This window comes from Aliivibrio thorii, assembly GCF_057368585.1.
In genome coordinates this window covers 264,428-279,320 of record NZ_CM170655.1, presented here as the reverse complement: position 1 = coordinate 279,320, position 14,893 = coordinate 264,428, and the positions used below count along the sequence as shown (strand labels likewise).

Genomic DNA, 14,893 nt, shown 5'->3' with positions numbered 1-14,893 from the left:
GACGGCTTTTTTCATATCAAGGATTAAACATTGTTATCAGTAAACAGATTTTTAGTTTAAAAGATAAATTGATATAAATAACCAGCACTTACTGCCATACCTAAAATTACCACTAGAAATGCCGCAATCATTTGGTTTTTGAAGATAGATTTAAGTAAAATTACTTCGGTTAAACTTGCCCCTGCACTACCAATGATTAACGCCATTACTGCACCAAGGCTCATTCCTTTTGCCGCTAGCGCTGCACTTAGTGGGATAACCGCTTCTGCACGAATGTAAAGTGGGATACCAATAACAGCCGCTACAGGGATAGCAAATGGATTATCTTCACTTGCAATTTTTGCCACAAATTCTGTTGGCATGAAACCATAAATCATTGAGCCAAGAGCAATACCACCAATTAAATAAGGTAATACTTTTTTAAAGTCAGCCCATGTGCTTTTCCAAATTTTCATCCACTTACTTTCTGGTGCTTTTTTCGCACCATCACACGTTGAGCCGCAACCTTTTGCTTCAGGTTCGATATACGCTGTTTCTTTTACGTATTTCTCAAAGCCTAATTTTTCTAACGTGTAGCCAGCAATAACGGAGACACCCATTGCGATAGCAAAGTAGAACACAGTTACTTTCAGTCCAAACGTGACAGCGAATAGACCAATAATGATTGGGTTTAATAATGGGCTTGCAAACAAGAACACCATCATTGTACCAAAACCAGCTTTAGCTCGTAGTAGCCCCTTCAGGAAAGGAATGGTTGAGCATGAGCAGAATGGCGTTATTGCGCCTAGCAAACCAGCAATGATGTAACCTCTGCCGTTTTTACCACTAAGAATACTTTGGATCTTCGCTGGTGGAATGTACTCCTGCAATACACCAACAAGGTAACTAATTAAAAGAAATAGTACGGTTAGTTCTGCTGCTAAAAAAGCAAACATGTTTAAGGTGTCCATCACCATATCTTGTGTAATTGTAAACATAATTAAAATCTCTACATTTCTGGAATAGTCGAAATATACTCGTAATTATTGGCGTGATCAAGTTATTTCTAGTAATATCGAAATATAGTTTTTAGAGAGTATGTAATCATGGATATTGAAGTTATTGCTAAAGCATTGAAAGAATTAGGGCATCCCACACGTTTAGCCATTTTTAAACAGGTAGTAAGAGCGGGGTATCAAGGGACTGCTGTTGGTTCTATTCAAGAACAATTAGGTATTCCGGGCTCAACACTTTCTCATCATCTTTCAGGTTTAGTCTCTGCAGGGCTTGTCTCTCAGCGTCGAGAAGGAAGGATTCTTTTTTGTGTGGCAGAATATGAGAACCTAACTTCTGTAATAGGTTTTTTACAAGATGAGTGTTGTTTTGACGAAACGTGTTAAATCATAAGGAATGATAAAATGAATGTGTATACACAATTTAAAAGCCCGATAGGCCTTGTTACTGTTAATGCGAATGATGATGGGCTGTTAGGGGTATGGTATGAGAGCCATGCTAGAGAGCTTAGTGATTTTGGAACACAAGCAGATGATCATCCTATACTGAAATTAACCGTTACTCAGCTACAAGAGTATTTTTCCGGTAAACGTAGTGAGTTTTCTATTCCACTTGCTGCAAGTGGTACTGAGTTTCAAAACAAAGTATGGAAAGCGCTAACTACGATTCCTTATGGTGAAACCTGGTGTTATAAAGATCTTGCGATTGCGGTAGGAAACCCAAAGGGGTCTCAAGCGGTAGGTGGCGCTAATGGTAAAAATCCAATCTCTATTATTGTGCCATGTCATCGAGTGATTGGTAAAAATGGCAGTTTAACGGGTTATGCTGGGGGATTAGACATTAAACAAGCATTATTAGCGCTTGAGAAAAAACACAACACAGTTTAATTTTTTGTTTAACCTATCATCGTTAAAATAAAGAAGATTAGCTAAAGTAAAAAATGGTCTATAAATAGAAAGGGAGTCTATTTGTTATTTAAAAGGGAAGTTATGTCAAAGTGTCGTGCCATCTGCATTTCCTTTCTTATGTCGGTAAGTTGCTCAGCTATCGCAGTGAGTTTTTTTGATCCCTTAGATGGTCAATTAGACATGGGGGAATACCTTGCGGAAAATGCTTATGGTTTTCTGCCTGTACCTATTGTTATTACTGAGCCTGCATTGGGTTATGGTGGTGGCTTTATGGGAGTTTTCTTACATGAATCTGAAGAGCAAAAATTAAAACGGAAAAGCATGGCAGAAAAATCGGTCGATGGTGGGGCTCAATTATTAACCCCTGCGATTACCGTTGCTGGTGGCTTTGTTACTGAAAATGGCACAAAAGCGATGTTTATTGGCCACAGACGTTCGTGGGATAAAGATCATATTCGTTATATGGGAGGCATGTTCTATGGTGATATGAATATGAACTTTTATGGTTCTTATGCACAATCATCAAACGGATTTGAAATGAATATGAAAGGTGGAGGGGTGATGCAAAAACTCCAATTTCGAATTAAGGATACCCCTCTTTTTCTAGGAATAACACAAACCTTTATTCGTCCTGAATTAAGTGTGAATAATCGTAAATATCTCAATGAAATTGCCGCCAAATGGTTAAATTTAACACCGAATGTCTCTGGCTTAGGATTGATCGCAGAATACGATACTCAAAATAGTTTCTTATACCCTACCGAGGGGGGAAATTATGTCGCAGAATATAATGTGTTTAATGACGTTATTGGCAGTGATTATGATTTTGAGCTGATTTCACTTAACGGTAAGCATTATTTCCCGATAAACAAGGAATGGAATGTTGGTGTTAAAGGAAGTTTTAAAGGGATCACGACTGATGAAAGAGCGTTACCCCCACCAGCTTATCCAGATATAGACATGAGAGGCATTGCTCGTAACCGCTATCAAGGAGAGGTGACGGCAACGATTGAGTCTCAATTAACGTGGCAATTCACTTCTCGTTGGTCAACGTCAATTTTTGGTGGGGTAGGTTCAGCGACTGATACAGAAACCCCTCTGTTTTCACAAGATAATCATTATGCGTATGGTGCAGGTTTTCGCTATTTAATTGCGCGTCGCTATGGAATGCGAGCTGGAATTGATGTGGCAAAAAGCGAGGAAGATAACGCTCTATACTTTCAAGTTGGGACGGGGTTTTAGTTTATTTGATTTTCGTATTTCAGAGATAAGGATTTAACGATACGATGAAATTTATCCAAGAAGTACACAATAGAGGACGATATGCACGCCATTATTAAAGTTCTTACTAATCTAGTAAATAAGCATTTTATGGCAATAAATGCATATACGTTAATGCTTTTAATTTCTTGTTATGTATTAATTAGTTGGGCTGGATTATTACTGACAAATGAACAGCATTTAACAGAGAATGTTGCTAATTTCTTTTATTACTTAGTGACAACGAGTAGTACGGTTGGATATGGCGATTTGAGTCCAACAACCGATCATGGCCGTCTTTTTTCAGCGTTGTTTATTATCCCATGTGGTGTGGGATTATTTGCATTATCTGTAGGTCGAGCCGCAGTGTTTTTTACCGATTTTTGGCGAACAAATAGAAGAGGGAAACAAAATTTGAACTTAGAAAATCACATTATCGTTATTGGCATTAATAGTGCGAGAACCCCTCATTTGCTCGAAATGTTAAAACGTGAAGAACAAGGTCGTCGTGAGGTGGTGGTGGTCTCTTGCGAATATGAAGAGTCGCCATTTGATTCAGATGTTCATTTTGTACGTGTTAATTCATTTACTGATGCCATAGAAATGGAACGCTCAAATCTCTCAAAAGCCAGTGCTGTGATTGTGGATACTGATTTAGATGACGTAACACTTACGGTAAGCTTGTTTGTTGCCGAGCAAAACAGTGATGCACATTTAGTGGCTCATTTTGAAGATCCAATTAAGCGTGATTTATTACATAAGTATTGTCCAAATTCAGAATGTATATCTTCTCTTTCTACAGAGTTGGTCGCTAAATCCGTTATGGATAAAGGGTCTAGTTTTATTCATTCTGAACTAGTTAGTGCTCATGAAGGTCAAACTCAATATTCGATTGAAGTACCAAGTGGTGTTGATGCGTTTACGATTGAATCAGTATACTCACCATTCAAAGCGCAATATGAAGCCATTATTATTGCTATTCAGACAAAGAATACAGGCTGCAAAATTAACCCAAGTTTAGATACTGTGCTGTTGTCTGGTGATGTGATTTATTATATTGCTGATGAACGAATTATTGATCTTGATTGGAAGCGAATTACGGGTAATTTGTGATTTATAAATAAAAAGCAAAAGACTAAGCATTTAAATATAATTATAGTCGTCACCCTACCGCAAGGTAGGGTGGTCCAATTAAATGTTAATGTAACTTAATGATAAATTCAGATCTTAAAATTGGTAGTTAAGGTTAACGCTCATGTTGCGAGGCTCTCCTGCATGATATTGGTTATAAATCCCCATTTGACTGTAATACTGTTTATCAAGAAGGTTTTTCACATTTGCATTTACGTTAAGGTGTTTATTTATTTCATAGCTCATCATTAGGTCGTATATAGCATAGCTGTCTTGTTTCACTGTAGTATCACCTACATTAGGAATACCGCTTACCTCCTTATAAATACTGCCATACCAACGAGCACCACCGCCAAGTTTAAGTCCTTGTAAAACACCATCTAGTTCATACGTCGTAAATAGTTTTAATTGTTTATTAGGAACATCTGTTTTGAGTCTATTTCCTTGTTGATCTGTTGTTTTGAAATAGGTGTAACCAAGCATTACGTTCCAATTGTTAGTAATAGCACCATTGGTTTCAAACTCTATCCCCTTGGTTTCGGTTCCGTCAACGCCACGATAAATAGGCATATTTGTGTTTGGATCTGTTTCATCAGTTTTGATGCCTAAATTATCTTGTAGGGTATTGAACCCATTGAGAGATAGGTTTAATTGCTCATCTAAAAGACTCGCTTTAATTCCTGTCTCATAGTTTTTTCCTTCAATTGGATCAAGGTAGGTATTATTTTTACCTTTTACGTTTTGTGGAGTGAAAATATCAGAATAACTTGCATATAAAGCAAGTGCTGGGGTTATTGCATAGGTAGTACCAAGGAATGAGGTAAATTCATTGCTGATTTTATTTTGATGAATGCTTCCAAAGTCATTCATGTCTGTTTCCCAATTACTCAATCGTCCACCAAGCACTAAAGACCATTGTTCTGTGACATTGATTTGAGAGGTGATATAAAACCCTTGTTGTGTTGTTTCTCCCGTTGATTCCCAACTTTTTTCTTTGCTCCATTCTGGTTGAGGGTAAGACCAATTAGGGGCAGTAAAATCACCAATATCAGATTGCGGGTTTAGTCCCTTATAATAAGTATTCTCAAATGTCATTTTTTGGTTGTTAAAACCTGCGATCATTTGATGTTCTTGCCCAAATAAAGAAAAATAACCGTTGAGGGCAAGGTTGAGGTTATTAATTTTTCGACTTCCATCAATATAATTAATAGATCCTGGAACCATGCCTTGATTTGTATCTGGATCAGGGAATCCCGTTGGCCATAAATAATTAAAATCTAGCTCATTATTGCCATAAGTATAAGTTCCTTTTAATGACCAATCTTGATTGAAGTTATGCTCAAGGCTCACAAAAGAATTTAATGACTTTGTTTTGGCTGATGCCCAGTCGGGAGCCGTCGTTGCTGAGGTGCTGTAATTTGTTCTTGTACCATCACTATTAAACAGAGGAAGCCCCCCAGCCATAGTTCCTTTTGGTTCGTTATTCTGATAATCAGTTCCGATTGTTAATAAGGTGTCATTGGTTAAATCAGCCTCAATGACCCCGTACAATGTACTTCTTTTTTGTTCATATCTGTCTAAGTAGGAGTCACGCTCTTGGTGAACAGCAACAAGACGAGCTCTGATATTTTCATCGCTATTCACACTGCCAGAGATATCAACAACCCCTCGTTTTAAATTCCAAGATCCCGTACCTACGCTAACGTTGGCATTAAAATCATGAGTAGGACGTTTTCTTATGAGGTTGATAGATGCTGAGGGTTCCCCTGCACCAATCATTAAACCATTGGCACCGCGCACAACTTCTATACGCTCATAAATAGCGGTGTCCATTAAGTTATCACCGTAATTAAAGCGGGTGTCATAAGTTATTGGGACACCGTCGTAAAGAATAGTACTGATGTCTACACCACGTGCTGATACGGTATACCTATCGTTGTCCATAGGGCGAGCATAAACACTTGATACACTATTCATTACATCAACAACACTATTGAGTTGCTGCTCTTTCATTGCTTCTTCACTGACTGATGTGACTGATTGTGGAGTTTCTAAGTAGGATAAATCCATTCCTGTTGAGGTAGAGGTTTCTCCTGTCTTGTAGTTTGCGATATCTTGTTTGTGAGCGGTAATCGTCATGACTTCCATTGTGTCGCTGTCTTCAGCGATTACTGGTAAAGCGAAAACACAAGAAAAACCATAAATGAGTGACTGTGCTGGGATCGTCGTTGATACTGTTCTTTTATTATGTTTCATTGTTTGGCCTAAAAGTCAGTGGACTAAGTAATGCGATGAGTCTTAGCAAATAGAGCGAGAGGGTTTGAAATATCCTCAGCAAAGCGTAAGTTTTTTTCTCTATCTTCAAGATCAATCATTTGCTGATTATTGTTTAACTGAATTCTATTTAGGCAAGTACGTGCAAACGTGCTGCAATAAAGATCGTAACGTTGATATTTAGCATTAAATTGTGGATGTTCTTGTTGGTAATCTTTGACTGAATTTGAAACTATCTCCCAGAAGTCAGACTCCGAAACTTTAGTTTGTTGATCAAGTAATGGAGCGATAAAACGGAAAATACAATCAAAAATATCGAGTAAGATATAATTAAGCTTCATCGGTTCTTCCAATTCAACCGCTAAGCAAGTCATGTCACTTGGCAGTGTTTTTTCACCATTGAGAATGGCAACTTCTTCTCCGATATCTTTCATTATTATTTTTACTGGAACGTTATCTTCAAGGACTAAAATTAAGTTTTCACCGTGTGGCATAAAGACAAGATCATAAGCAAAAAAACTGTGCAGAAGGGGTTGTAGGTAAAGATCCATGTATTGTTTGAGCCATTGGTGATCAGAAAGTGGAGAATCAGCCATTAACGCTGAAATTAAACTTTTCCCCTGATCATCAATATGTAACAGTGCAGCCATTGTCATTAGTTTTTGCTGTTTTTTTACCAGTACATTGCCATGTTGATCTGGTGCGTATGGGCTTTCGCGCCATAAAGAAGAAAGCATTTTTTTATAAGGGCTATCTGTTTGAGTGGCTTGCTCATAATAGCCGTGGTGATACCCAATTGCTGCGATTTCTTTAAGAACAAAAAACTGCTTTTTAGTAAAATAAGGGTCATCTTCAATAAGGTTTGCAATGAACGTATTGATCGCTGGCGTTCGACTCATGTAATACGGAGATAAGCCACGCATGAACCCCATGTTTAAAATGGATAAGGCTGTTTTTACATAGCACTTTTCTGGCGATGACAGATTAAAAAAGGTTCGAATAGATTGCTGCGCTTGATATTTATCCTCTGTGGTGCCTAGTGGTACTAAATATTGGTTAGCAATATCAGCCGCGAAGATACGTGATACTTTTTCTCTCCATTGCCATGGGTGGATAGGCATTAAGTAATAATGTGATGGTTCAAGCCCCAGCAGGGAGAGTTGTTGATTAAATGCATTCAGCTGTGATTCCCCTAACTCATCAAAAATGAGCGTGTCGTAATTTAGTGATTCGATGGCTGCGAAGCTTGTTTTTTCACGCAGTACCGCAATCCATTGTAAGTTTAATGGTTGCCCACTTTCTGGTGAAAATTCAACATGATCCAACATATCAAAGCCAATCCTACCGTTATTGGCAATAAAGACCGGGTGCCCCTCAGTCATGGCCGCTTCAATTTCTTGATAACTTGCTGTTGCTAATTGGTCAGCGGTTTTATGTTGATGCATTAGCTTATAAGCTTTGCTGTAAAGGGTACTGGTGATCTCCTCTAAATATGTAGGTAATAATGTATCCGTGATCTCGAGAAGATGGCGACAAGAAAGAATAAAAGAGATGGCATCAAGTGGTTGGGGTTTATCATCCTTGGTGCAGCATATTGATTGCGGTTCAACCAATAAATGATCAAGTTGATATTGACGAGCGCGGAAGAGATATTCTGATGTTCCTGAGTCTAAATTGAACGTGATGTGCCAAGAGGCGACTTCTGTATTTAATTCGTCGTCTAATTTTTGAGGAGTGATGACTTGCTCATGGCTTAACTCTGTGATCATTTTTGCGATTAAGTGTTGATTTGCTTTTTGCCAATATTCAGCCGTTAAATGAGAAGTGGCGAGAGATAGTGATGGCTTTTTATTGCTGTTTTTCATTAGAGATACTTTCCCTTGTGATTGTAAAAATTGCTCTTTAGTCGCAAAACCTAACTTTGCAGTTTTGCTAATAAGTGGAACGATTTGGCTGTATTCGATGCCAACGGAATGATTTAAACGATGTACTTTTTCGTTGTTAATATCAGGTTCAACAACAAGTCTTGTAAAAGACAAGTGTTCTAAAATTAATGACGAGATTGCGGTAATGACTTTTTTACTTAAACCATGCTCTGCTATATCAACAGGAGCGATAATTAGGTGCATGCCACAGTCTCCTTCTTGTACAGGGTAGTGCTCACCTATTTCGTCTTTTTCTGGATGATATAATTCTGTATAAAAGAGTATTTTTCCGTGTTTTACCCCCACTAATCCAAATTTATGGTCTGTGTTTTTTAGTTCTGCTTTACGTGCTTTTGTGGAAAGATCATTCATTCCCCAATATTTTGAGTAACTCAGAGATAGCCACTGATTTATAACGTTAAAATCGGTGTCTTCATTGTAATTTCTGAATTCAAATTCAGAGATTTTGATTGTTTTTCTTTTTTTTTGCGCGTAACGATCCGTAAAGCTGCATTGAGCCTTAGTTACTAAATTTGTCATCGTTATCTCTTTTTAGAGTGAGTCTTCAGTGTTTGCGTTATATAAATGACTTTCGCAATTTGGAGGAGAGAATTGCTGAAAGGCGATGGATTTTTCTACTTTATAGTGGGTTCTGCCAAGTACCTGATTTAAAATTGTGGCGTTTCTATAACACACCATTCCAAGGTCAGGGGAAGTAAGTCCATGAGTATGTAATCCAACGTTTTGTACGAAGATTTTGTTGTTTCTATCAACGCTGTAGTTTCGTTGAACATCAAGTTCTCCATGTGAATCAAAGCGTAAATGGCTACTAATGCCATCCAAAAATTGAGGCAATTGATATTCATAACCTGTTGCCATCACAATATGTTCACTTTCTAATTGGAAATTATTGTGAGTTTCACTATGTTGGCATTTAAGTATTACGTGTGATTTTTCGTGTGATAAAGCGTTAACTGATATGTTCGTCATCATCTCGACAGCACAATCATGTGATAACCGTTTAATATATAAAAGATCATAAATATCATTAATTAAATCGGCGTTAATGCCTTTATATAAGTGTTTTTGCTTTTTAATTAAGGCTCGGCGTTGTTCTGGTTCAAGTTGATGGAAATAGTCAATATATTCCGGAGACGTCATTTCTAATGTGAGTTTTGTGTACTCTAGCGGAAAGAATCTGGGAGAACGAGTTAACCAGCGAAGGCGGTATTTTTCTATATCAATATCGGTTAATAAATCATAGAAAATTTCAGCGGCACTTTGGCCACTCCCGACAACAGTAATGCACGTAGATTTTTTCAATTCAGCTTTATGCATTAGGTAATTAGCTGAATGGATAACTTCATGCTCCTTCTCATTACAAAAGTCAGGTAGGTAAGGTTGTGTTCCTGTCCCTAAAACCAAATGATGGCAGTAGTAAGTTTCTTCACGGTTAAGTAAGGTATCTTGTGTTTGTACACAATATAGTGCTTCATTTTCGTCATAACTGATCATAGTAACGCAACTGTTAAACTTTAGGTTTGATAAGCGGTTACAAGCCCATTGGCAATATTGGTTATACTCTTTTCTTACTAAAAAGAAGTTTTCTCTTATATAAAAAGGATAAAGGTGACCATTTAACTTTGAATAGTTAAGAAAACTGTATTCATTGGTTGGGTCAGCCATGGTGACGAGATCAGACATAAAAGGTGTCTGTAATCTTGTTCCTTCAAGCATCATCCCTGGGTGCCAATTGAAGCGACTACGTGCATCAAGAAAAATGCTTTTACAATCAGAAATAGGGGATGATAGGGCGGCAAGGCTAAGATTAAATGGCCCAATACCAACACCTAAAATATCATATATTGTTTTGTTCATTGTATATCCTTTTATAGTTAGGCACTTTGTTTTACGTTAGTGAGAAGTTGCTCGGCGATTGAGTGACCACAAGCATTAATGACCTCAAATACCTCAATGATGCTTTCAATGGGAGTTTGAGGATTTAGCATTGTTGTCTTTAGATATTGACTACCTTGAACTACGGTTGCTGCAATTAATGCTCTTCTTGATTTAGAAAGCGTCTCTCGAATTGCCTTGTTACAGGTGTCTTGTTCGGTTGGGGTTAGGCGATGATCGACAAACCTAAAGACTAGCGTAGTTAGCTGTGGTTCTTGGGCAAATTCAATATCAGTTAGATGTTGGACGCCTTGGTAGACAGCTTTAGTATTGAGGATTAAGTCATCAAACAGTTTTCCGATGGCTTCAGGCCCACAAGCTCGTAAAGTGAGCCAAATCTTTAAAGCGTCGAATCGACGTGATGTTTGTAGGCTTTTATTAGCAAGATCTGGAATACCATTATCCGCTTGGTGTTTTGGGTTAAGGTAATCAGCATGATAGGTAAGGTGAGAAAGTGATTTACCATTACTTACTACAAGGGCTGAACAACATAAAGGTTGGAAGAATGATTTATGAAAGTCGATACTAACAGAATCCGCTTTTTCGATGCTGTTGAGTAAGTGAGGAAATTGATTAGAAATCAATAGTACACCACCGTATGCAGCATCTACATGCAACCAGCACTGATATTGCTGGCAAAGAGAAGCAATATCTTCAATAGGATCGATAGAACCAAAATCGGTTGTGCCTGCGGTAGCAACGACAGCGATTGGAATTAACTCTTGTTCTACCAATGAATTTAATGTTGATGACAATGCTTCGGGGTCCATTTGGCGTTGTTTATTACTTGGAATACTCACCACTGCATCTTGACCTAAGCCTAAAACGAATGCCGCTTTTTGAATACTATAATGGCTGTATTCAGAACAAAGAATACGAAACTTGTTGGTATTGGCGTGTAATGATTTTTTCTGCGCATCATTAAGTTTCGCGCTGCATTGCTCTCTAGCCAGTAGTAATGCCATTAAATTAGATTGTGTGCCACCCGTGGTAAATACACCATCTGCGGATTTTAAATAACCTATACGGTATGCAAGCCAATCTATTACTTTCTGTTCAATGAAAGTTCCACCAGCACTTTGATCCCATGTTTCTACAGCGGTATTAATTGCACTACTGATTTGTTCTGCTAATAACGATGTTAATAATACAGGACAATTTAAATGGGCTAAGTAATCTTTATGATGGAAATAGACGGCATGCTTCAGGTAGAGGTCATCAAGTTCGTTAATAACATCATTAATATTAATTAGAGGCGAATCTAAATCTATTTTATTAAAAGATTTCTTTAGCTCTATTGGTGAGATTCCAGAGTTAGGATGAGATGTTGAATTTAATGTTTTAATAAGTGTATTGAGACCGAGTTCTGTTATGTGTTTATAACGATCTAAAGAGCTGGAATTAAAGAAATCCATATTATTTAAATCGTTATTTTTCTCAAAACAATGGTCATCATTGGCGTTTTTTTCAAAATAGTTAGAATCCATACTTTTCTCTATGCATTTATCAATGTCGAATGAAATCTCATGTAATTAACTGAGATATAACATTTATCTCTATTTTTTAGAGTGACAGGAATCTATCATGATAAAGTGCAAATGGGAATAGTTATCATTGCCATTATTATTTTGTGGTTTTACTTAAATTTATCTTCTACCTAGTTAGAATAAGGCTTGAGCTTATTTTAAAAGAGATTATTTTTTTTATATATTTTTAATTAATAGATAAATATAGGGGCTATATCAATACTAAGATTGAATTTTGTGAGGAGATGATGATAAGAATATATATTTTTATTAAGAATAATGACAAGTTATGTTTTTATTTTGGCTTGATCAAATAATATATGGTTAATTAGATTTTTATATCATTGGTCATTTGTAAAATACGGAGGTAAATACTGTTTTTCGATTAGAAGATTGAACAGTAATATTACCGTTGTGAGCGTTCACTATTGCTCGGACGATAGAAAGACCAAGCCCAGCACCTGAGCTGCTTACATGTTGTCTAGATTTATCTGCTCGATAGAAGCGTTCAAAAATAAATGGAAGATCTTTTGGTGAGATGCAATCCCCAGTATTTGAAATAGATATTGCCACTTCATCTACAGTGTCTCTGATATCAATATAGATTGAGCTGTGTGGCTCGGCATGACGAATTGCGTTTGATAATAAGTTGTTCGCTACACGTTGGAACATCGATTTATCACCAAATAGCGTCCCTTCGCCTGAAAGGTAGATAGTGTTACCGGACTCTTCCGAAACAATGCTGTAATACTCAACAATCGGCATAAATAATTCATTCAGATTTAATTGGACATTATCTTTTAATAATAAGTCATTCTCTGATTTTGCCAGATAAAGAGTGTCGTTTATGGTTTTATTAATGCGCTCTAGTTCTTCTAGATTGGATGATAATATCTCTTGATACTCATGAGGAGCTCTTGGTTGAGAGAGGGTAACGTGCGTTTGAGTGACAATGTTAGCTAACGGTGTTTTTAACTCATGAGCAATGTCAGATGAAAAATCACTTAATCGCTCAAACCCAAGCTCTAATCGTTCAAGCATTTGGTTTTGTATCTTTGCAAACTCAATCAGCTCATTAGGTAAGCTAGCATCAGAAAGTCGAATGTTTAGTTTATTCGGCTGTACTTGTTTAATTCGGTCTTGCAAAGATTGAAGTGGTTTAAACCCCATATTTACAATCATAAAGCTATAAAGAAAAGAAAGCAGGCTCGCAATACCGATAGACCACATCAAAATACCATTGAGCCTTTTATTAAATCTAATGTGGTGGTCAATATTAATACCCATTAGAAACCCGATATAATTGTCATTATTTAATGGATAATACAGCGTTCGAAAGGTACCGTCATTATAACGCCATTCATTCATTTTTTTGGATTGTATAAATGCACTGTCATTAGGAATTATATTGGTATTTTGATTGAGAGTAGCATCATTTTTTTCAAGCCAAATATATATTCCTCGGCTTTTTAATGAGGCAAAAATCTCGGAGCTGCTAATGTTTGTATTCTCTAATAATACAAAAATAGAAGTGCGATTAGAATCGATTAACCGAAGGTCTTCTTCATAAAAATGGGATTGAACTAGATATTGAATAGCAAAACCTAAACTGATAAAAACAAACACCGAGGTAGCAAAAAACATCAGTGTGAGCTTCAATTTCATTGAAAGATAATGCTTTTTCATCTAGTTATAGTTCATCCATTTTGTAACCCATTCCACGGATAGTATGAATGAGTTGAGTGTCATAAGGCTTATCGATTTTCGCTCTGAGTCGTTTCACTGCGACATCAATAACATTGGTATCGCTGTCAAAATTCATATCCCAAATAAGAGAGGCAATGGTCGTTCTTGAGAGTACTTCACCTTGTTTACGCATGAATAATTCAAGCAGTGAGAACTCTTTTGCTGTTAAGAGGATATTATCGTGATTTCTTGTGGCAGTGTGCTTTAAAAGATCGAGTTTTAAATCACATAACTCTAATTCGTTAACTTTTTGAGAGTGCGGATGGGGTGCTTGAGATCTCAGTGCATTTTCAATACGAGCTTTTAATTCAGCAAAAGCAAAGGGCTTGATTAGGTAATCATTCGCGCCGAGTTCAAATCCTTTTACTCTGTCGTCTATTTGGTCTTTTGCTGTAAGCATTATAATAGGCGTGTTATTTTCACAATTTCTAAGAGTTTGTAAAATTTGCCATCCATTTAGCTTGGGTAGCATTACATCTAAGATGATTAAATCGTATTGATATGTCGTTGCGTTATATAAACCATCAACGCCATCACGCGACAGATCAACAGTGTAACCAGATTCTGTTAATCCCTTTTTGAGATAATCTCCAGCTTTTGTTTCGTCTTCTATTATAAGTAGTTTCATCGTGTCACTTCTTTTAATCTGGAGAACAATCATTGGGTATCAATACAATATAGTCGCATATCTCTTATATGATATCTTTATTAATAAATAATAGGGTAAAAAAATTAATCATTAGTTAGAGGTATGTTCTAAATAGTGATAGTTCGCGTGTATTAACCCTGTGTATTGTATTTGTCCTTGCATGTTCATGGTTTCTTGAACCGTAATATAACTCTGGTCATCTAAGCTGATGTTTTGTGAAGTGACTTTTAATATTTTCTTCAGCTCAGCTGATGAGCTGCTATCAAGCTTATTTAATTGAGTTAAGGCTTGGTTGTAAGCCATCTCTTTAGTTGTAACGTGGTCAGTATAAAGAATAGTGTTGCTTGCCTTACTGATGTAGTTACCGTTAGTAACGACTGGATTTGCCATTGCACTTGAGCTTGCAAGAATAATAATGGTTGATAGAGCCAGTGTTTTAAATGATTTCATAATAAATTCCTTAATGAGCTGTTTTGTTTAAGTAGGTTTATAATAGCTGGGTGAAAGTGACATAAAAGGGTCTGT

General features: G+C 36.9%; 12 protein-coding genes. 4 read left to right on the top strand and 8 right to left on the bottom strand.

From position 1 onward, the window contains the following. Window positions 1-56: 56 nt before the first annotated feature. Window positions 57-977, bottom strand: coding sequence for a permease (locus AC2IP4_RS15520; protein ID WP_486311088.1), 921 nt, complete (start codon window positions 975-977; stop codon window positions 57-59). A 108-nt stretch (window positions 978-1,085) separates the two neighbouring features. Here AC2IP4_RS15520 and AC2IP4_RS15515 point away from each other — a divergent pair, with 108 nt between their 5' ends. The 4 genes from AC2IP4_RS15515 (at window position 1,086) to AC2IP4_RS15500 (ending at window position 4,274) form a co-directional block, all read left to right on the top strand. Continuing rightward, window positions 1,086-1,379: an ArsR/SmtB family transcription factor gene (locus tag AC2IP4_RS15515; protein WP_486311087.1), complete on the top strand. Its 294-nt coding sequence runs from the start codon at window positions 1,086-1,088 to the stop codon at window positions 1,377-1,379. Window positions 1,380-1,397: 18 nt separating this feature from the next. Continuing rightward, window positions 1,398-1,880, top strand: a complete 483-nt coding sequence (locus AC2IP4_RS15510) for a methylated-DNA--[protein]-cysteine S-methyltransferase (protein WP_375320194.1) — start codon at window positions 1,398-1,400, stop codon at window positions 1,878-1,880. Window positions 1,881-1,982: 102 nt separating this feature from the next. Next, window positions 1,983-3,143 (top strand): BamA/TamA family outer membrane protein, encoded by a 1,161-nt coding sequence (locus tag AC2IP4_RS15505; RefSeq protein ID WP_486311086.1) that lies wholly within the window; start codon window positions 1,983-1,985, stop codon window positions 3,141-3,143. Window positions 3,144-3,224: 81 nt separating this feature from the next. Beyond that, window positions 3,225-4,274, top strand: a complete 1,050-nt coding sequence (locus AC2IP4_RS15500; RefSeq protein ID WP_486311085.1) for an ion channel — start codon at window positions 3,225-3,227, stop codon at window positions 4,272-4,274. Between the two features lie 114 nt (window positions 4,275-4,388). Here AC2IP4_RS15500 and AC2IP4_RS15495 read toward each other — a convergent pair whose 3' ends face one another. The 7 genes from AC2IP4_RS15495 to AC2IP4_RS15465 all read right to left on the bottom strand — a co-directional run bounded on the left by AC2IP4_RS15495 (window position 4,389) and on the right by AC2IP4_RS15465 (window position 14,818). Next, on the bottom strand, window positions 4,389-6,548 hold the full coding sequence (locus AC2IP4_RS15495) for a TonB-dependent siderophore receptor (RefSeq protein ID WP_486311084.1): 2,160 nt from the start codon (window positions 6,546-6,548) through the stop codon (window positions 4,389-4,391). A gap of 23 nt (window positions 6,549-6,571) precedes the next feature. Continuing rightward, on the bottom strand, window positions 6,572-9,031 hold the full coding sequence (locus AC2IP4_RS15490) for a GNAT family N-acetyltransferase (RefSeq protein WP_486311083.1): 2,460 nt from the start codon (window positions 9,029-9,031) through the stop codon (window positions 6,572-6,574). 12 nt (window positions 9,032-9,043) lie between these two features. Beyond that, window positions 9,044-10,369 carry a lysine N(6)-hydroxylase/L-ornithine N(5)-oxygenase family protein gene (locus AC2IP4_RS15485; protein ID WP_486311082.1) on the bottom strand — a complete coding sequence of 442 codons (1,326 nt, stop codon included), beginning with the start codon at window positions 10,367-10,369 and terminating at the stop codon, window positions 9,044-9,046. 17 nt (window positions 10,370-10,386) lie between these two features. After that, window positions 10,387-11,934 carry a pyridoxal phosphate-dependent decarboxylase family protein gene (locus tag AC2IP4_RS15480; protein WP_486311081.1) on the bottom strand — a complete coding sequence of 516 codons (1,548 nt, stop codon included), beginning with the start codon at window positions 11,932-11,934 and terminating at the stop codon, window positions 10,387-10,389. Window positions 11,935-12,321: 387 nt separating this feature from the next. Further along, window positions 12,322-13,659: a heavy metal sensor histidine kinase gene (locus tag AC2IP4_RS15475; RefSeq protein ID WP_486311080.1), complete on the bottom strand. Its 1,338-nt coding sequence runs from the start codon at window positions 13,657-13,659 to the stop codon at window positions 12,322-12,324. Between the two features lie 4 nt (window positions 13,660-13,663). After that, on the bottom strand, window positions 13,664-14,347 hold the full coding sequence (locus tag AC2IP4_RS15470; RefSeq protein WP_486311079.1) for a heavy metal response regulator transcription factor: 684 nt from the start codon (window positions 14,345-14,347) through the stop codon (window positions 13,664-13,666). Window positions 14,348-14,458: 111 nt separating this feature from the next. Then, window positions 14,459-14,818 (bottom strand): DUF3316 domain-containing protein, encoded by a 360-nt coding sequence (locus tag AC2IP4_RS15465; protein WP_375320203.1) that lies wholly within the window; start codon window positions 14,816-14,818, stop codon window positions 14,459-14,461. Window positions 14,819-14,893: the final 75 nt, after the last annotated feature.

What these genes read in the sequence shown, in the direction of transcription:
- AC2IP4_RS15470 (WP_486311079.1), bottom strand. Translation starts at nt 14,347, where the DNA reads ATGAAACTACTTATAATAGAAGACGAAACAAAAGCTGGAGATTATCTC.
- AC2IP4_RS15480 (WP_486311081.1), bottom strand. Translation starts at nt 11,934, where the DNA reads ATGGATTCTAACTATTTTGAAAAAAACGCCAATGATGACCATTGTTTT.
- AC2IP4_RS15510 (WP_375320194.1), top strand. Translation starts at nt 1,398, where the DNA reads ATGAATGTGTATACACAATTTAAAAGCCCGATAGGCCTTGTTACTGTT.
- AC2IP4_RS15515 (WP_486311087.1), top strand. Translation starts at nt 1,086, where the DNA reads ATGGATATTGAAGTTATTGCTAAAGCATTGAAAGAATTAGGGCATCCC.
- AC2IP4_RS15505 (WP_486311086.1), top strand. Translation starts at nt 1,983, where the DNA reads ATGTCAAAGTGTCGTGCCATCTGCATTTCCTTTCTTATGTCGGTAAGT.
- AC2IP4_RS15465 (WP_375320203.1), bottom strand. Translation starts at nt 14,818, where the DNA reads ATGAAATCATTTAAAACACTGGCTCTATCAACCATTATTATTCTTGCA.
- AC2IP4_RS15500 (WP_486311085.1), top strand. Translation starts at nt 3,225, where the DNA reads ATGCACGCCATTATTAAAGTTCTTACTAATCTAGTAAATAAGCATTTT.
- AC2IP4_RS15490 (WP_486311083.1), bottom strand. Translation starts at nt 9,031, where the DNA reads ATGACAAATTTAGTAACTAAGGCTCAATGCAGCTTTACGGATCGTTAC.
- AC2IP4_RS15475 (WP_486311080.1), bottom strand. Translation starts at nt 13,659, where the DNA reads ATGAAAAAGCATTATCTTTCAATGAAATTGAAGCTCACACTGATGTTT.
- AC2IP4_RS15485 (WP_486311082.1), bottom strand. Translation starts at nt 10,369, where the DNA reads ATGAACAAAACAATATATGATATTTTAGGTGTTGGTATTGGGCCATTT.
- AC2IP4_RS15520 (WP_486311088.1), bottom strand. Translation starts at nt 977, where the DNA reads ATGTTTACAATTACACAAGATATGGTGATGGACACCTTAAACATGTTT.
- AC2IP4_RS15495 (WP_486311084.1), bottom strand. Translation starts at nt 6,548, where the DNA reads ATGAAACATAATAAAAGAACAGTATCAACGACGATCCCAGCACAGTCA.